Here is an 18,136-nt window from a genome sequence, read left to right as displayed (position 1 = left end):
GGAATTCGGTTATTTTTGAAGGGGGGGTGAAGGTGAACGGTGGTTTGAAGGGAAGGGCAATCAAGTACGAATGAGGTGAATAGTGAAAATTAGTTGTAATACGAAAGGTGAATGAGGATTTAAGGAGAGGCTCCAAGAAGTACGAAGGAGTTGACTAGTAAACATTAACGATTAAATATTGAGTTGAAAGTTATTGCTGGTGGAAATTAACTACTAAATATTGAGTGATAGCTAGTGAAAATTAGCTATATGACTATAAATCTAAATGCGTTTGTACCCGAAATAACTATTACTTTATAGTTAGCGTCTGACGCCGACTAGTTATTTTTTTGGACTTTTGCAAAAATGGCTAGTTATTTTATATTTTTTTGCAAGAGAGAACTAGTCAATTTGCGGTCTTTACATAGTTAATATAGGCTAGCCTTGTTGATAAAGAGATAAATGTTTAAAGATTGAACCGAGGGGAATGAAATAAAACGAACAAAAATTTCTCGTTTTGAAAAAAAATCTATCAAACTGCTTGCACTTGGTTTCTCTATTTGTTATTATAAAAAACGTTGCTACTGAAAAAAGAGAAAACAGTTAGTAGTTTACTTAAGTTAAGAGCCATTAGCTCAGTCGGTAGAGCAACGAGCAAAGCTTCATGAATAATCCGCGAGTTGCGGAGTAAAACGAAAGTTTTACGGAGCATCTGTCTGAGTGTAATTTATTTTAGGGAACTATCCCATTACGAGCCATTAGCTCAGTCGGTAGAGCATCTGACTTTTAATCAGAGGGTCGAAGGTTCGAGTCCTTCATGGCTCACCATTTATTCTTTATAAATGGCCCCTTGGTCAAGCGGTTAAGACACCGCCCTTTCACGGCGGTAACACGGGTTCGAATCCCGTAGGGGTCATTATTTTTTTTGGTCTGGTAGTTCAGTTGGTTAGAATGCCTGCCTGTCACGCAGGAGGTCGCGGGTTCGAGTCCCGTCCAGACCGCCACTTATAATAAGTGCTATACATATATAAGATCGGTTATTGAATTGAACTAAACTTAATAAGGCAGTAGCTCAGTCGGTAGAGCAACGAGCAAAGCTTCCATGATTAATCTTCGAGTTGTACCCGCCGAGCCGCTTCTTGCGTTATTTCCTGAGGCGGGGACAAAGGCGATTGTAAACATTATAGTAGGAAACAAAACTTAATACGGCTCAGTAGCTCAGTCGGTAGAGCAAAGGACTGAAAATCCTTGTGTCGGCGGTTCGATTCCGTCCTGAGCCATGAACAAAAGAGGGCAGATGATTCTGCCCTCTTTTGTTATTTCCCAACATCCATTAACAATTGTAACCTCTTCGTAATAAAAAACCCAAAAATATACAATATGCACTCGAACTTTGTTATTCTCTGTCGTTTTCACTATGAAAGTAGAAAAAACTTTTTAAAACCCAGGTTTTGTAGGCTTTTCGACCCGTTTTATAGTGAAAAAATGGAACCACTTTATGAAAAAGGGGTTAAAACCACAGTTGTTGTTTCCTTTAAATGTCATCTATTATACATTTTTGTTACATTATAAGGACTTATAATCTATTTAAATCATTTTATGGTAAAGTATAGACGTGTTATGAGAATCAAGTATTTCCCAATAAGATAATAGAATTATTTTTGAGTAATTAAGAGGTTTTGTTTCTGTCGCTCAGGGAGGATAACAATGGAATTCATTTCAAAGGAAAGTACCGTGCTAACGAAAAAACCGAATAAAGTATTACATCCGCTTAAAAAGATGATGGTGACTGCGATTGCGGCTTCAGCGCTTGTATTTGGATCAGGCCAAGCAATTGGTTCAGCAAATAGCCTGACGACTGTTTATTATGTTTATTTGAATGATACATACATAGGCACTGTTTCTGATAAGAGTGTAGTTGAATCAATTATTGATAGAGAACTTCAGGAAATGAAGCAGGCCAACAAAGGAATTGACTTTAAGCTTGGATCGAAGCTTACATACATTTCTGAGCAGGTTTTCCGCTCTACAGCAAACAACCAAAAAGCTGCAGAGAAGCTTGCTGAGGAAATAACGCTTGAAGTTGAATCAGCGGCAATTGTCATTGATGGTCAACCGGTTGTGCAACTGGGGAGCAAAGAAGCTGCCGAAGAAACGCTTAAAAAGCTGAAGCTTAAATATGTAACAGAAGAACAGCTCAAAGAATTTGAAGCTAGGAAAGAACATCCTTCTACTGCATTACCCGCACTCAAGGAAAATGAAACTCGTATTCTTGATGTTCGTTTAACGAATGAGGCAGAGGTAAAAGAAACAACTACAGAGCCACAAAACATCCTTACTCCGGATGAGGCAGTTAATTTCCTACTGAAAGGGACACTTGAAGAACAGAAATACACTGTAAAAGATGGCGATGTCCTTGGTTCAATCGCAGTTGGAGCTAATCTTTCAACATCCGAGCTGCTAGCCCTGAATCCGGGAATGAAAGAAGATTCACTTCTTAAAATCGGCCAAGAGTTGAATATTACGGTTCCAAAGCCATACCTTGAAATAATCGTCGACAAAGAAATGTTCAAAAAAGAAACAGTTTCCTTCCAGACAGAAGTTGAAGATAATGCGTCCATGTTTAAAGGGGACAAAAAAGTTAAGCAAGAGGGTAAGAACGGCGAGCGCGAAGTGACCTACGCCGTATCCGAGAAAAACGGTAAAGTGATTAAGAATGCGGTGGTGAAGGAACAGGTCACCCAGAAGCCGGTTAACCATATCATTGTTAGAGGAACAAAAGTCGTTCCATCCCGTGGTGAAGGCTCATTCGCTTGGCCTGCATCCGGCGGGTATGTTTCCAGTCAGGTAGGACACCGCTGGGGCAAAATGCATAAAGGAATTGACATTGCACGTCCATCAAATCTGACGATAAAAGCTGCAGACAACGGTACAGTTGTATCAGCAGGCTGGGATGGCGGGTATGGGAACAAAATTGTCATTGACCACCAGAATGGTTTCCGCACAGTCTATGCCCATCTTTCTTCAATAGACGTAAGAGCGGGCCAAACAGTTGCAAAAGGTTCCAAGATTGGCAATATGGGTTCCACCGGTAATTCTACCGGCGTACATCTCCACTTTGAAGTATATAAGAACGGCAGCCTTCAGAATCCGATGAAGTACCTGCGTAAATAATACGATTTATTAGCCTCCAGCCAGATGCTGGGGGCTTTTCCACTAGCTAGCAAATGTTTCTAATAGATGATTTATGGGCTGTAAAATGGTAAAGTAAAATAGTAAATTAACGTGTAAAAGTAAGGGAAACGGTATAGAGGAAGGAGTATGGGGATGGAAAAGAAAATATTAGTTGTAGACGATGAGAAGCCGATTGCGGATATACTCCAGTTCAATCTCAAGAAAGAGGGCTACACAGTTTATTGCGCATACGATGGGAACGAGGCTATCTCCATGGTTGAAGAAGTACAGCCTGACCTGATCCTTCTTGATATTATGCTGCCACTCCGCGATGGAATGGAAGTGTGCCGTGAAGTTAGGAAAAAATACGAAATGCCAATTATCATGCTCACTGCGAAGGATTCGGAAATCGATAAGGTTCTCGGCCTTGAGCTGGGGGCAGATGACTATGTAACGAAGCCATTCAGCACAAGGGAACTAATTGCCAGGGTTAAGGCTAACCTCCGCCGCCATCAGCTTCCGGTAGGACAAGGCGCAGAGGATTCATCCAATGAAATTGAAGTAGGGTCCTTGACCATCCATCCGGATGCCTATGTTGTATCCAAACGGGGCGAAACAATTGAATTAACACACCGTGAGTTTGAGCTTCTCCACTATCTTGCTAAACACATTGGGCAGGTTATGACAAGGGAACATCTTCTACAAACCGTCTGGGGTTATGATTATTTTGGTGACGTCCGCACTGTGGATGTAACGGTAAGACGGCTCCGCGAGAAGATTGAAGATAACCCAAGCCATCCAGCCTGGATTGTGACAAGAAGAGGAGTCGGCTATTATTTGCGAAATCCTGATCAGGAGTAAGTATCTTCATGAGAAGAGTCGGCTTTTTTAAATCAATCCATTTAAAATTTGTCCTTGTTTATGTACTATTAATCCTCGTTGCCATGCAAATTATCGGGGTTTATTTTGTCAGGCAGCTGGAAGAGACACTTATAACAAATTTCCAGACGTCCTTAAAGCGACAAGTTACGATGCTAAGCTATAACCTTGTCGAACAAATGACCAAAGAGAAGGGTCCGGAAGACACTCGCGAGGAAGATATCCGAAAAATCCTCCGTGATTTTGCCATCGCAGATATCACTGAGGTAAGGCTGATTGAAGCGCCTTCGTTAAAAATCATCGGAACATCAGAGGAGAATGATCAGGGAGTCGTCGGACAGAGGACGCCTGAGCTGAGGATTAAACGGGCGCTTGTGCTGGAAGAGGAGCAAAGCGATATTCTGATTGACGAGAAAAACGGCCATCGGATCTGGGCTCTAGCAACGCCAATTAAGTCAGAAAGAAAAACGATTGGAGCCATTTACATCGTCGCAAATATCGAGAGCGTGTTTGAGCAGATGAAGACGATCAACAAGATTCTCGCGACTGGTACTGCGATTGCACTCTCCATAACGGCTCTGCTCGGCATTCTTTTGGCCCAGACAATTACAAGGCCGATCACCGATATGAAAAAACAGGCGATTGCCATGGCAAAAGGAAATTTTTCGCGTAAAGTAAAGGTTTATGGCTACGATGAAATTGGTACGTTAGCGATGACTTTTAATAACCTAACAAAAAAACTCCAGGAAGCACAGGCTACGACTGAAGGCGAACGCAGGAAGCTTTCCTCGGTTCTTGCTTATATGACTGACGGTGTAATTGCCACTGATCGCAGAGGCCGCGTCATTGTCATTAATGAACCAGCCGCCAACATGCTGGGCGTTTCACGTGAAACAGTCTTATCGCAGCCAATTGTCTCCCTCCTGGATTTTGACGATACGTATACGTTCGATGAATTGCTCGAAGTTAAGGATTCCATCATCCTTGACTATAGTACAAAACACGATCCTTATATTTTGCGGGCGAATTTGTCCGTTATCCAAAAAGAAACCGGCTTTGTGAACGGCCTGATTGTTGTCCTCCACGACATTACCGAGCAGGAAAAAATTGATGCGGAGCGACGGGAGTTTGTTGCCAATGTATCACATGAGTTGAGAACGCCTCTAACAACGATGCGGAGCTACCTCGAGGCATTGGCGGATGGAGTAATGCATGATCCAGTGGTTGGGCCCCAGTTTTTAAATGTTGCCCAAACGGAAACAGAGCGAATGATCCGTCTCGTCAACGCCCTGCTTCAGCTATCGAAAATGGACAGCAGAGATTATCGCCTCTCGAAGGAATGGGTCGATTTTACTGATTTTTTAAGTAGGATTATTGACCGTTTTGAAATGACAAAGCGTGAAAATGTCCGCTTTACCCGAATTCTCCCACGGAAATCTTTGTTTGTCGAAATTGATGGGGACAAGATGACACAGGTAATTGATAACATCATTTCCAACGCTCTGAAATACTCGCCTGAAGGCGGGGAAGTTATTTTTACACTTTTCGAGGAAAATGGGAAAATAACTGTCAGCATAAAAGATGAAGGAATTGGCATACCGAAAGAAAATCTTGAAAAAATATTTGACCGCTTTTACCGGGTTGATAAAGCCAGAACCCGAAAGCTCGGGGGGACGGGGCTTGGTCTTGCCATCGCAAAAGAAATGGTCAATGCGCATGGAGGCAATATCTGGGCAACAAGTGAGGAAGGAAAAGGAACACAGATCATTCTCACCCTCCCTTATGAGCCGTCTGAAGAGGGTGAATGGTCATGAAATATGAAACAATCAAATCCGTGGTGCTGACGATATTGGTCACCCTCAGTATGTGGCTGACCTGGGCTCTGTGGACATACCAGCCGAATTATGACCCGCTTCAAAGTGGACCCCTCATTGAAGAAGTGAAAATTGGTGAGAAAAAAGAAGAGGCCAGGATCATTAAGCCTGATCGCATTATTTATCATATAGATGATAATCATTATGGTTCCTCCAAGGTGGGCGATATTGATAAGCTGATGAAGGAAATGGCCAGCTGGGAGTTTCTTGATGTAAAAAATTATACCGAGCAGGCAGGTACCTTCAAGCAGTCAGTCCATGGGGATGGCAAGGTGGAAATTGTGTTTCCTCATGAAGTCCCGATTGAAGTTTTCCGGAATATCATTCAATTCGAACAAAAGAAAATACCTTCCTTCCGTTTTGATAGATTGGTCATTGACATGAAAACTCTGCAAAAGGACAGGGGAGCCGTTTATTTTGCAAATGTAAGAAATCAGGAGATTTATGTCAGTTACATCTCCCAATCGTTCTTGTCTCAATTCAATCGTTCTTTTTTTGCAAAAGCGAACCAGCATCCTCCTTATTTCGCCTTTGATGCGACAGGTAAGCGGACGATTTTCTTGCCTGCAGAAGAGACGGAAATGTTAGAGTACACGTATCTGCCTATGGACATTGACTCAGAGCTATTTAAGGAAGCCTTGTTCAAGAACCCAAGCTTCGTGCAAAAAAGCATTGTCGGCAATGGGGTAGAATATGCGAATGACACGAGCAAATTAAATATTTATACGGATGAAAATCGGCTTGTGTTTGTAAATCCATCAGAGGAAACGGATTACTTATCAGGCTCCACGAATTTGCTGAAACGGAGTATTGATTTCATTAATGAACACGGCGGTTGGACTGATCCATATCGGTACGCGTTTCTTGATGAATCCAAGCAGAGGGTTACGTTCAGGCTGTATAGCATGGATGGCTATCCGGTTTTTAATGAATGGGGCCTGTCGGAAATTACAGAGATTTGGGGAAGGAATGAAATTACCCGATTTACTAGGCCTACTTTTGCAATGGAACTTGCATATGAATATAAAATGGTAACCCGGCCATCAGGGAGAGAAGCTCTTGAATTTTTGCAAAGTAATGGGAACTTCAGGCCTGAACTGCTCGAAAATCTTGTCCTTGGCTACAGGCTGGAAAGAGACCAGCAATCCAATAGGCTCATCACGTTGAAGCCCGCGTGGTTCTACCTCTACAATAAACGTTGGATGGAAATATCCTCGGAAGAATTGGGAGGGCTGAAACGTGGATTGGAGTAGAATTAAAACGATTTTCATTATTACCTTCCTGATCCTGGACGTTTACCTTCTTTATCAGTTCATGGTAAAGCATGATGCGAACCAGTTTGAGGTTAAAAAGGATGCAACTGTCGAAGAACAATTAAAGACGGATGAAATAACGTATAATGAGATGCCGAAGACTACGATCAAGGACCAGTATTTAAGTGCGAGAATTAAAGAATTTACGGAAGAGGAAACAGAAAAACTCAAAGGCCAAACGGTTACGATTGTTCAAAAGACGATTTTGTCATCAACGCTTGAGAAACCTTACCAGCTTGACTCAAATTTCGAACCAGTATCGCTTTCTGGGTTCATTTCTGAATATGTCCTCAATGGCAGCGACTACCTTTATTGGGACAAAGACGATAAAGAGAAGACGATAACGTATTTTCAGCAATTCCAGAACAAGTTTTTTTATAAAAACAAAAATGGCATGCTTGTTTTTCACTTGAACAAAAACAACCAAATTGTTGGTTATGAACAGACTTACCTTGAAGAAATTGAAAAGCTCAGTGCAAAAGAGGAAGTCATACAGCCATTAAAAGCGTTGGGGGTCCTTCGCCAAAAAGGGCTGCTCGAGACAAAGAGCACAATCACGAAAGTGGAGCTTGGTTATTCTACGATCGTCCCGCTTGCCTCCTCGCAAGTTTTTGCACCTACGTGGCGGTTTGTTGTCAATGATAAGCGAAGCTTGTTTGTGAATGCATTCGAGGGACAAGTGATTGATTTTACTAGCGAAGAAAATGAAGTAACGGAGTGAACGGAATGACGTTGCAGTTTAGTGTGCTGGCGAGCGGGAGTACCGGTAATGCGATTTATGTGGAATCAGGGGAGTATTCCTTCCTTGTCGATGCTGGCCTAAGCGGAAAGCAAATGGAAGGCCTATTTCAAAAAATCGGCCGGGAAATGCGCAATTTGTCCGGAATTCTCGTTACGCATGAGCACAGCGACCATATAAAAGGCCTGGGGGTCGCCGCAAGGAAGTACAAGCTTCCAATCTATGCGAATGAAAAAACATGGCAGGCGATGGAGCATAGCATCGGGGAAGTCCCGACCGAACAAAAATTTGTCTTCGGAATGGAAACGGTCAAAAGCTTCGGCTCACTTGATATTGAATCGTTTGGTGTTTCTCATGATGCCGCTGAGCCGATGTTCTATGTCTTTCATTCAGGCGGGAAGAAACTTGTCGTGATTACTGATACGGGTTATGTGAGTGACCGAATGAAAGGCACGATTTCCAATGCGGATGCATATGTATTCGAAAGTAACCATGATGTCCAGATGCTCAGGATGGGAAGATATCCGTGGAATGTAAAGCGCCGGATTTTGAGCGATGTCGGCCATGTATCGAATGAAGATGCGGCCATCGCGATGAGCGAAGTTGCTGGTGAAAGGACGAAACGAATTTATCTGGCTCACTTGAGTCTTGATAATAATATGAAGGATCTGGCGAGGATGTCTGTTGCCCAGACACTAGAGACAAGGGGCATCCGGATTGGTGAGCAATTTGATTTGTATGATACCGACCCGCGTGTTCCGACGGTATTGACCGCGGTGTAATAGTTTTAAAAAGGCTATGTTAAAGAAGTATGTTGATTTTTAACTCCGTGGATTGGAGCGAAGGGCACCGACTCCGGCGGGATGCAGCGGCAAGGTAGAGACCCCACAGGCGCCATGGCGCCGAGGAGGCCCCACTGACGCCCCGCGGAAAGCGTGTGCCCGTAGCGGAAATCAACAGCCATTTATTACAGCCTTTAAAAAAAGAGAGCGAATGTCCTTCCTTTATGGGAGGATGTTTGCTCTTTTCTTCATATAGGTCAAATTGGTGACTCATGTAAAAAAAGGACTTCCCGAGCATGCCTTTTTCTTAGATTTATAGAGTGCAGGGAGTATAATGAATGTAGCAGTGCGGTTGAATGGGCTGTAATGGAGGAGGAACGATTCATGGGATATTATGATCAGGATGTTCAAACGAGATATAGAGAACCTGAGCCTAAAAAGAGCAAAAAGGGAACCTTTTTTGCAAGCCTTCTTGGTGCAATCATTGGTGCCTTCCTCGTCATATTCACAATTCCATACCTTTCAAATGCAGGTTTATTACCTTATAAAGTCGAGCCTACGAACAAGGCAGAAGAAACAACTGCCGTCGGTGGCAAAATCACATCAGACGGGCAAAAGAAGATAGCGGTTGATGTAGAAACCGATGTAACAAAAGCCGTAGACAAAGCTGCGGATGCCGTTGTCGGGATAAGCAATATCCAAGCTTCGAAAGGTTTCTGGTTCAGTGAAGAACAGGAAAGAGCGGCAGGCACCGGATCCGGAGTCATTTATAAAGTTAAAGGGAACAAAGCGTATATAGCAACAAACGCTCACGTCGTTGACGGAGCGACCGAACTGGAGGTTACGCTCTCTAACGGGAGCAAGATCCCTGGAAAGCTGAAAGGCAGCGATGTATGGACCGATTTGGCGGTGGTCGAAGTGGACTCAAAAGTGATTAAGACCGTTGCGGAGTTCGGTGATTCGGATAATCTTAAGCCTGGCGAACCGGTTATAGCCATTGGCAATCCGCTTGGACTGACTTTTTCGGGCTCGGTGACAAAAGGAATTATTTCGGGGCTTGAACGGTCCATTCCGGTTGATATCAATCAGGACGGCATCGCAGATTGGCAGGCAGAAGTCATCCAGACAGATGCTGCCATCAACCCAGGAAACAGTGGCGGCGCACTAATCAATATCGCTGGGCAAGTCATCGGAATCAATTCAATGAAGATTGCCCAGAATGCGGTTGAAGGAATCGGATTATCCATCCCGATTAATTATGCCGAGCCGGTCATTGACGATTTAGAGAAGTATGGTGAGGTAAGAAGGCCATATATGGGGGTAGACCTGCGCTCTGTTGCCGAACTGCCGGCATCCTTCCAGCAAAGTGAACTGCAGCTCCCAAAAAGCGTGAATTACGGAGTCGCCTTAAGGCATATTGTTCCGAATTCGCCAGCCGAAAAGGCCGGCCTGAAGGAACTGGATGTCATTGTTTCAATGGATGGCGAAAAAATTGAGGATGCGATTGATTTACGGAAGCACCTTTATAATAAAAAGAAAATTGGCGAGGAAATGAAGATTACGTATTACAGGGAAGGTAAGCAAATGAAGACGACCCTGGTGCTTGGTGAAGGGGATATTTAAGAAATGAGCGGGGGAGCCAAGGATGGCTTCCCCGTTTTTATTGTGGATTGTTCATTCGCATGCAAGTGCGGTATAGTATAGTGTGGATAACTGGATATCGGTTGTGGAAAGATAAATAAAAACAAAAAATGAGTCTTAAAAGACAATTTTTACGATTAAGAAGAGGTGAAAATCTTGATTTATTGCTGCGAAGAACACGTAGATCTCGCTCTAGACATGGTGGTAGACGAGCATGAAACCTTTCCGATTTTGGAAAAAGTTGATGTGGACAACTTATCAACAGGCTGTGAATTTTGTCAAAATAGCGCAGTATATGTTGTGGCGAACGAATGATCGCATACAAGATGTGGATAGATAATGTGGACATGTGGATAAGTTCTGTGGATAACTTGTTTGTAAACTGTTTGTAACCAAATTGTAAAGGGTTGTGGATTGTGAATATCTCTATCGTAACGGTTGGCAAATTGAAAGAAAAATACTTGAAACAGGGAATTGAGGAATATACGAAGAGACTCTCGGCCTATGCCAAAATTGAAATCATTGAGGTTGCAGACGAAAAAGCTCCAGAAGAAATGAGCCAAGCGGAAATGGAGCAGGTCAAGAAGAAAGAAGGAGAGCGAATCCTGGCGAAGATTCACACTGATGCACATGTCATCGCACTGGCCATTGAGGGAAAAATGCAATCTTCGGAGGAACTTGCTGCCGACCTTGACAAGCTGGCCCTTCATGGCAAAAGCAAAATAGCTTTTGTTATAGGGGGATCGCTTGGCTTGAGCAAGGAAGTGCTAAGCCGGGCGAATGAAAAGCTTTCTTTTTCAAAAATGACCTTTCCCCACCAGTTGATGCGATTAATTCTCGTTGAACAAGTGTATCGGGCTTTTCGGATCAATCGTTGTGAACCGTATCATAAGTAAATAAGGTTTTTGAAGGCGAGCCTTCCCATGGATGGAATATATATTGCTTCATCTTAATTTTTACTATTTCAAAGTGAAAAATGTTGCATTTATTAATAGTTGCTGTATAATTCAGATAATATTAAAAACCGAATATCCTTTAACGACAATGATGAGAAAAAGTAGGATTACTTATTTTACACAGAGAGCTTCGGTAGCTGAAAAGAAGCAAAAATAATAATCTGAACAATGGCCTCGGAGTCTCGTGCTGAACGTTATTATTATAATAAGTAGGACACGACGAGAATTGGTACTCGTTATCAAAACCACAGTATAAAGAGAAGTTTTTGGATCTCTCGTACTTGCAGAGGCCGGGTTGCGTGAGCAAGCGGCGAAATAAGGTGGTACCACGTGAATTCAACCACGTCCTTATCGTATGTATTCGATAAGGGCGTGGTTTTTTTATGTCCAAAATGCCAATTTTAAATGAGGGAGCGATTTAAAATGATAACAGCAAATGTAGTTTTGCAGACGGATTTTGGTATTAGCGATGGGGCGGTAAGTGCAATGTATGGGGTGGCGATTTCAGTGAACCCGACACTAAGAATTTTTGACCTCACCCATGATATTCCACAATACAATATTTGGGAGGCGTCCTACCGGTTATACCAGACCATATCATATTGGCCTGAAGAAACCGTATTTGTTTCCGTGGTCGATCCAGGGGTAGGAACGGACCGCCGCAGCATTGTTGTCAAAACAGCCGATAACCAATATGTTGTTACGCCTGATAATGGAACACTTACCCATATTAAAGCGGAAATCGGTCTTTTAGAAGCAAGAATTATTGATGAAACGGTTAATCGTTTGCCAAACTCGGGTGAATCGTATACATTCCATGGCCGTGATGTGTACGCTTATACGGCAGCCAGACTTGCTTCAGGAGTAATTGGTTTTGAAGAAATAGGCCCAGAGATTTCTGTAGATTCCATTACTCAGCTTGTTAAATTGGAACCATCTCTTGAAGACGGAACCCTTACCGGAAATATTGATATTCTTGATGTTCGCTTCGGTAACCTTTGGACTAATATTGACCGAAGGTTTTTCAACCAATTGGATGTTAGACACGGCGATTCTTTTGAAGTAATCATCCAAAATGATATCCGTCAAGTGTATAAAAATATCATGACATATGGACGCTCTTTCGCTGACAGCCATCTAGGAGAACCACTTCTCTTTATCAATTCACTCGATAAAATCGGTGTGGCCATTAACCAAGGTTCATTTGCCAATGCCTATCATATCGAAACAGGCGCCAAGTGGAAAATATCCATTCGTAAGATTCAGAAAATAGGCTATAATTAATAAAGTGCTTTTTATACTTACGGATTATATAAATTGAACTAAATAATTGTACATAGTTGATTGGAGTGTAAGGCACGAAGACTCCTGCGGGATGCGGCGGCAAGGTGGAGACCCCGCAGGCGCCAAAGCGCCGAGGAGGCTCCAATGACGCCCCGCGGAAAGCGAAGTGCCTGGAGCGCAAATCAACGACAACGTTAAAAAGTTTAGTTCGTTTTATATAGAAAAATTTTAAAAAAAAGGGAGAGTTTGAGATGAAAAGGAACAATTTATTATCCATTCAAACCATTGTTGCGATTGGAATTGGTTCGGCAATCTTTGTAATCTTAGGCAGATTCGTTTCCATCCCCACAGGAATTCCAAACACAGAAATTCAATCAGCTTATGCCTTTTTAGCCTTGATGGCAGTTATATTTGGACCGATTGCAGGGGGATTGATTGGATTAATTGGCCACGCATTAAAAGATGCAATTTTTTACGGTTCACCATGGTGGAGCTGGGTTCTAGTATCTATGATTGTTGGATTCTTAATCGGCCTTGTTTCAAAAAAGGTCAATATTGAGTCAGGGATATTCGGGGCAAAACAAATCATTTCATTTAATATTGTCCAAGCGCTTGCCCAGGCATTCGGGTGGTTTCTTATTGCACCGACATTGGATATCTGGATTTATGCAGAACCAGCAAATAAAGTCTATACCCAAGGGTTGGTTGCCGGAATTTCCAACATTGTTACGGTAGGCGTTATTGGAACTCTGCTCTTAATCGCCTATGCAAAAACACGGGTCCAAAGCGGGAGTCTGAAAAAAGATGATTCCATCAGTAAATAGACCGGATAGAGCCCGGCGCCCGGTTATTCAATTTGATGATTTCAGCTTTAAATACCGAAGCCAGACTGAACCTACCCTCCAAAATATAAATTTGACCATTTATGAGGGGGAAAAAGTCCTCATTGTTGGGCCTTCAGGTTCGGGGAAAAGTACAATCGGCCATTGTATAAATGGCCTTGCCCCTTTTTCCTATAAAGGGGATATAACCGGGAGTTTAAAAATTCTGGACCAGGAAACCAAAACGCTCGACATTTTTTCTTTATCAAAAATGGTCGGCACCGTATTACAGGATCCGGACGGACAATTTATCGGGCTTACGGTTGGAGAGGATATTGCATTTGCGTTAGAAAATGACTGCCGTCCGCAGGAAAAGATGCGACCAATCGTAGCGGAAGTTGCAGAAATGGTTGAGATGAATGATTATTTACATGCTTCGACACATCAATTATCTGGTGGGCAAAAGCAACGGGTATCGCTAGCAGGTGTAATGGTAGATGATGTTGATATTCTTCTCTTTGACGAGCCGCTAGCCAATCTTGATCCAGCAACAGGAAAGCATGCGATTGCCCTTATTGATCGTATTCAGAAAGAAACGGATACAACAGTCGTTATCATTGAGCACCGGATTGAAGATGTTTTGGATTGCCCTGTTGACCGAATTATCGTCCTCGATGAAGGCCGGATTGTAGCCGATATGGACCCCGATGAATTATTGCCTTCATCCATTTTAGAAAACACGAACCTTCGTGAGCCTTTATATTTGAAAGCTGTGAAATATGCTGGCATACAGGTTACAGAAGAAATGAAGCCCGCACATCTCCATTCGTTTCAAACCAATCTATTCAAAGATAGGCTCATGGCTTGGTTTGAAGCTATGAGCCCGCCTAAACCGAAGGGACCAACCTTTCCTATTTTGGAGCTCGAAAACATTTGCTTCGGCTATCAGCCTAATCAGGATACGGTCCGAAATGTTTCCTTTTCCGTTCATAAAGGAGAAATGATGGCGATTGCCGGTAAAAACGGTGCAGGAAAATCGACACTATCCAAGCTCATTTGCGGCTTTGAAAAACCGGCGTCAGGCCGTATCCTTTTTAATGGAAAGGATATTGCAAATGATACGATCAAAGAGCGCTCACTCAGAATCGGACTCGTCATGCAAAATCCAAACCAGATGATTTCCAAGCATATGATTTTTGATGAGGTGGCCCTCGGTCTTGTATTAAGAGGGGTGCCAGAAGCAGAAATAAAGGAACGGGTGGAAAAAACATTAACAGTTTGCGGCCTTTATCCGTTTCGGCACTGGCCGATTTCTGCTTTAAGCTTTGGACAAAAGAAAAGAGTTACGATAGCCTCCATCCTCGTGCTGGAGCCGGAAATAATTATTTTGGATGAACCGACTGCGGGCCAGGACTTCAAACATTACACTGAAATTATGGAGTTCCTAGTGGGATTAAACGAGCAGGGGATTACAATCATCATGATTACCCACGATATGCATTTAATGCTTGAGTATACACCAAGAGCAATTGTCATTGCCGGCGGTGAAAAAATTGCTGATGATACTTCTGTCAATATTCTTACCAATCCAGAGGTGATCGATAAAGCGAATTTAAAAGAAACTTCGTTGTTCGAATTGGCAATAAAGGCAGGGATTAACGAACCGAGGGATTTCATCGGCCGATTTATTGCTTATGATAAGGAGGTCCGAACAAGGTGGCAGTAGAAATGATGGCTTATATTGAGCGGCGTTCGCCCATCCATGAGCTTACAGGAGTGACAAAACTCCTGTGCTTTATCATGTGGTCAACCGCCGCAATGCTTACCTATGATACTCGGGTGCTCCTGTTTTTGTTGGCTGCAAGCATCTATGTTTTTGTTTTATCAAAAATAAAATTAAAGGAAATTTCATTCGTCCTCATTTTTATATTAGTATTTTTACTGATCAACAATATTGCAATTTACCTTTTTTCTCCGCAAGAAGGTGTGAAAATATATGGCACCAGCCATGTGTTAGTTGAAATTTTTGGTCGATATAACGTGACACTGGAACAGCTTTTCTATCAATTCAATATCACAATCAAATATCTTACGGTTATTCCGATAGCGATTCTTTTCATTGTTGCAACCCATCCGAGTGAGTTCGCCGCATCACTTAACAGAATTGGTGTAAGCTACCGGATTTCTTATTCCGTGGCACTTGCATTAAGATATATACCTGACATTCAGCGGGACTTCCGAAATATTGCGATTTCCCAGCAAGCACGTGGAATCGACATGTCGAGAAAAGAAAAGCTATCAAAACGAATAAAAAATATCGCCTCGATTATTGTGCCACTTATATTATCCAGCTTGGATCGAATTGAAGTAATTAGTAATGCAATGGAACTGCGAGGTTTTGGAAAAGGCAAGAAACGAACGTGGTACAGTGCGCGTCCATTTAGGAAAAAAGATTACTCAGCACTTATTTTAGTCATAGTTATGCTGATATTGTCTCTCATCATTACTTTCCATGATGGTGAACGGTTTTATAATCCGTTTTTAAAATAGAAACTCGCCAAATCGGCGAGTTTTCTTGCAAATTGTCAACATTGACTGCCCTATGCAGCAAAAGAGCTAAATAAAGTTTGATAACCCCATTTTGATATGCCACGGTGAACCTTATCATAAGTAAATAAAGTTTTTTGCCAAGGTGGGAGATTTGGTCAAGCACCTATTAAGGAAATAGACGGAAAAATTCCGCCTATTTAGTAAATAGTATGAAAAATAGCCCAAATAGACGGAGAGATTCCGCCTATCGACTCTAAAAATATGAAAAAGGGGAATTTTACTTTGCGTAAACGGAAAATATTCCCTTATTTAACCCGAAACTAGCTCCATTCTGTAATTAACGGAAAAGCCTCCGCTTATTTTACTTTCACTGGTTACTGAATTAAGACCAAGAACACTTATTGAAAAGGGGGCTTTAGTGCCTGAAGTGAATGCCCCACTTACGGCAAAAAGGTGCACATTTCTAAGAAAAACTCCTCAAAACCTTGAAAATATAAAGAGAATAGATTGACTAATTTAGGGATTCTATTACACTTATAATAGTTAAATCCTCAAATTCTCCTCTAGATTTTCTTACTATTAGCTATTCCGCAAGTCTCTATTTATCTTTTCCTTTCTCCTATTTAATTCATATTAATCTCCATATTTACTATCAGTAACACTCATTTATTTTGGCTGAATTTCAAATGATTTTGGAATCAATTGTGAATGCGTATGAAATGCTTCATTTGAAGAGATGATTACAAAATTATTAGATTTGTTCTGTATTAACAGTGCTGTAAAAGACATCACCATTAGATAGGAGTAGAGATGCTATGGGATATGAAGAAGAATACCAGGCCTTTATGAATAGTCACTTACAGGCAAGAACCGGTGAACGGTTGCGACGCTTACAAGAAGGCCACAATCAGGCTGAAATGTTGTTTTTGAAGCAAGTGTGGTGGCCCTCATTCTATCATTTTAAGTATCTTCATCCGGAATATGAGGTCGATGATTTTAAGGATGGCAAAAGATATTTGGATTTTGCTTATATTCGTCCGGCCATACGGATTTGCTTTGAGGTCGACGGGTATGGACCTCACTTAAAGAACATAAGCAGATGGCAATTTTCCGACAACCTGGAACGCCAAAACCAGTTGGTGATTGACGGCTGGACCGTGATCCGCTTTTCGTATGACCTGGTGAATGAAAAACCACGTCGATGCCAGCAGATTGTTCAGCAAGCGATTGGCCGATGGCTGGGTGATGAACTGGATGAGGCATCTCTGTCCTTTGTCGAAAAGGAAGTACTTCGGTTAGCGATTCGAAAAGGAGAAGCTATTTACCCTAAAGAAGTAGAGAAGTATTTGAAGCTAAGTAACAAGACGGTAAAAAAAGTCCTTTCTCAACTCGTCGGTAAAAAGATGCTGGTTCCCGCATCCGGGGTAAAGAGGGTCCGCTCTTATCGGTTGGGAGAACAGGTTAAGCACCCGATCTGATTAATAGAGGTAAAAACTCCCCTTATCTATCAAATATCCCTAAAAATAGCCCAAATAGAGGTAAAAATTCCATCTATTTAATCAAAAACCATTAAAAAGGGGGATTTTATTTTGCATAAAGGAAAAATCTTCCCTTATTTACCCCGAATAAAGCTCCATTCTGCAAATAAAGGAAAAATCTCCCCTTATTTCACATTAATAGTTTACATAATCCAGACAAGGAATCTTTCTTTACCAATAGAAATTGGATAAAAGGCAACAAAATAGGAGGGTGTTTTGAATGTGTTGGCAACTTCCCTATTATTATCCGCTTACTTCATCTAAACGCAATAATTTATCCTCAAAAAATTAAAAACACGAACGCAAGAAATGAAAAACAAAAAAATGTTCATTCTTATGGTTGCCAACTATAAACACGTTTGCTATAGTAATAAAACAATCAAATAATACTACTCGTATAATTTCAGTAATATGGTCTGAGCGTTTCTACCTGGTTCCCAATGTAAGAACTAGACTACGAGTTAAGATAGGTTGATGACTTTATTTGTATTTGAAAAAAGTCATCTTTTATACTTAACGCGATAGGTCTATGGGGTAGAAATGGAAATTTCTACACTATAGACCTTTTTTTGTCTGAAAAATTACCGAGTAAATACAACCAAGAGA

At 41.9% G+C, this 18,136-nt stretch carries 14 protein-coding genes, 4 tRNA genes, 1 riboswitch and 1 other annotated feature; all 18 genes read left to right on the top strand.

Features of this window, described 5'->3' with window-relative positions; all coding sequences use genetic code 11:
* Nucleotides 1–731: 731 nt before the first annotated feature.
* A tRNA-Lys gene (locus D1B31_RS12765) sits at nt 732–807 on the top strand.
* 16 nt (nt 808–823) lie between these two features.
* A tRNA-Glu gene (locus tag D1B31_RS12760) sits at nt 824–895 on the top strand.
* 11 nt (nt 896–906) lie between these two features.
* Nucleotides 907–983, top strand: a tRNA-Asp gene (locus D1B31_RS12755).
* A gap of 203 nt (nt 984–1,186) precedes the next feature.
* A tRNA-Phe gene (locus tag D1B31_RS12750) sits at nt 1,187–1,259 on the top strand.
* Between the two features lie 427 nt (nt 1,260–1,686).
* Nucleotides 1,687–3,153 (top strand): M23 family metallopeptidase, encoded by a 1,467-nt coding sequence (locus D1B31_RS12745; RefSeq protein WP_118921171.1) that lies wholly within the window; start codon nt 1,687–1,689, stop codon nt 3,151–3,153.
* Between the two features lie 153 nt (nt 3,154–3,306).
* Nucleotides 3,307–4,014, top strand: coding sequence for a response regulator YycF (yycF, locus tag D1B31_RS12740; RefSeq protein WP_118921170.1), 708 nt, complete (start codon nt 3,307–3,309; stop codon nt 4,012–4,014).
* A gap of 8 nt (nt 4,015–4,022) precedes the next feature.
* Nucleotides 4,023–5,846, top strand: a complete 1,824-nt coding sequence (gene walK / locus D1B31_RS12735) for a cell wall metabolism sensor histidine kinase WalK (RefSeq protein ID WP_118921169.1) — start codon at nt 4,023–4,025, stop codon at nt 5,844–5,846.
* The gene (locus D1B31_RS12730) at nt 5,843–7,159 is read left to right on the top strand and encodes a YycH family regulatory protein (RefSeq protein WP_118921168.1); all 1,317 of its coding nucleotides are present in this window, start codon (nt 5,843–5,845) and stop codon (nt 7,157–7,159) included. Before walK ends, D1B31_RS12730 begins: the two co-directional genes overlap by 4 nt.
* Nucleotides 7,146–7,940 (top strand): two-component system regulatory protein YycI, encoded by a 795-nt coding sequence (locus D1B31_RS12725; RefSeq protein WP_118921167.1) that lies wholly within the window; start codon nt 7,146–7,148, stop codon nt 7,938–7,940. The genes D1B31_RS12730 and D1B31_RS12725 overlap by 14 nt, the downstream gene beginning before the upstream one ends.
* Before the next feature lie 5 nt (nt 7,941–7,945).
* A complete protein-coding gene (locus D1B31_RS12720) occupies nt 7,946–8,740 on the top strand; it encodes an MBL fold metallo-hydrolase (RefSeq protein ID WP_118921166.1) in 795 nt (264 codons plus the stop codon).
* Nucleotides 8,741–9,124: 384 nt separating this feature from the next.
* On the top strand, nt 9,125–10,363 hold the full coding sequence (locus tag D1B31_RS12715) for a S1C family serine protease (protein ID WP_118921165.1): 1,239 nt from the start codon (nt 9,125–9,127) through the stop codon (nt 10,361–10,363).
* Nucleotides 10,364–10,528: 165 nt separating this feature from the next.
* Nucleotides 10,529–10,696 carry a CxxH/CxxC protein gene (locus D1B31_RS12710; RefSeq protein ID WP_420846104.1) on the top strand — a complete coding sequence of 56 codons (168 nt, stop codon included), beginning with the start codon at nt 10,529–10,531 and terminating at the stop codon, nt 10,694–10,696.
* Between the two features lie 101 nt (nt 10,697–10,797).
* Complete coding sequence (gene rlmH, locus D1B31_RS12705) at nt 10,798–11,277, top strand: 23S rRNA (pseudouridine(1915)-N(3))-methyltransferase RlmH (protein WP_118921163.1); 480 nt, start codon at nt 10,798–10,800, stop codon at nt 11,275–11,277.
* Nucleotides 11,278–11,416: 139 nt separating this feature from the next.
* Nucleotides 11,417–11,690: a binding site (T-box leader), on the top strand.
* Nucleotides 11,691–11,760: 70 nt separating this feature from the next.
* A complete protein-coding gene (locus tag D1B31_RS12700) occupies nt 11,761–12,621 on the top strand; it encodes an SAM hydrolase/SAM-dependent halogenase family protein (RefSeq protein WP_420846103.1) in 861 nt (286 codons plus the stop codon).
* A 251-nt stretch (nt 12,622–12,872) separates the two neighbouring features.
* Entirely contained in the window at nt 12,873–13,445 is a 573-nt protein-coding gene (locus tag D1B31_RS12695) for an ECF-type riboflavin transporter substrate-binding protein (RefSeq protein ID WP_118921162.1), read from the top strand.
* On the top strand, nt 13,426–15,168 hold the full coding sequence (locus tag D1B31_RS12690; RefSeq protein ID WP_118921161.1) for an ABC transporter ATP-binding protein: 1,743 nt from the start codon (nt 13,426–13,428) through the stop codon (nt 15,166–15,168). Before D1B31_RS12695 ends, D1B31_RS12690 begins: the two co-directional genes overlap by 20 nt.
* Complete coding sequence (locus D1B31_RS12685; protein ID WP_118921160.1) at nt 15,159–15,992, top strand: energy-coupling factor transporter transmembrane component T family protein; 834 nt, start codon at nt 15,159–15,161, stop codon at nt 15,990–15,992. The genes D1B31_RS12690 and D1B31_RS12685 overlap by 10 nt, the downstream gene beginning before the upstream one ends.
* 815 nt (nt 15,993–16,807) lie before the next feature.
* Nucleotides 16,808–17,470, top strand: a complete 663-nt coding sequence (locus D1B31_RS12680; RefSeq protein ID WP_118921159.1) for a helix-turn-helix domain-containing protein — start codon at nt 16,808–16,810, stop codon at nt 17,468–17,470.
* Nucleotides 17,471–17,903: 433 nt separating this feature from the next.
* A riboswitch (purine riboswitch) is annotated at nt 17,904–18,007 on the top strand.
* The last annotated feature ends 129 nt before the right edge of the window (nt 18,008–18,136 follow it).

The sequence above is a fragment of the Neobacillus notoginsengisoli genome (assembly GCF_003515685.1).
Taxonomy (GTDB): Bacteria; Bacillota; Bacilli; order Bacillales; family Cytobacillaceae; genus Bacillus_D; species Bacillus_D notoginsengisoli.
The sequence above is the reverse complement of the archived record's forward strand: the minus strand, read 5'-3'. Positions and strand labels throughout refer to the sequence as shown.

Coding starts and splice junctions, on each gene's coding strand:
- D1B31_RS12730 (WP_118921168.1), top strand. CDS start 5,843: ATGAAATATGAAACAATCAAATCCGTGGTGCTGACGATATTGGTCACC.
- D1B31_RS12680 (WP_118921159.1), top strand. CDS start 16,808: ATGGGATATGAAGAAGAATACCAGGCCTTTATGAATAGTCACTTACAG.
- yycF (WP_118921170.1), top strand. CDS start 3,307: ATGGAAAAGAAAATATTAGTTGTAGACGATGAGAAGCCGATTGCGGAT.
- D1B31_RS12720 (WP_118921166.1), top strand. CDS start 7,946: ATGACGTTGCAGTTTAGTGTGCTGGCGAGCGGGAGTACCGGTAATGCG.
- D1B31_RS12715 (WP_118921165.1), top strand. CDS start 9,125: ATGGGATATTATGATCAGGATGTTCAAACGAGATATAGAGAACCTGAG.
- D1B31_RS12695 (WP_118921162.1), top strand. CDS start 12,873: ATGAAAAGGAACAATTTATTATCCATTCAAACCATTGTTGCGATTGGA.
- D1B31_RS12700 (WP_420846103.1), top strand. CDS start 11,761: ATGATAACAGCAAATGTAGTTTTGCAGACGGATTTTGGTATTAGCGAT.
- walK (WP_118921169.1), top strand. CDS start 4,023: ATGAGAAGAGTCGGCTTTTTTAAATCAATCCATTTAAAATTTGTCCTT.
- D1B31_RS12690 (WP_118921161.1), top strand. CDS start 13,426: ATGATTCCATCAGTAAATAGACCGGATAGAGCCCGGCGCCCGGTTATT.
- D1B31_RS12745 (WP_118921171.1), top strand. CDS start 1,687: ATGGAATTCATTTCAAAGGAAAGTACCGTGCTAACGAAAAAACCGAAT.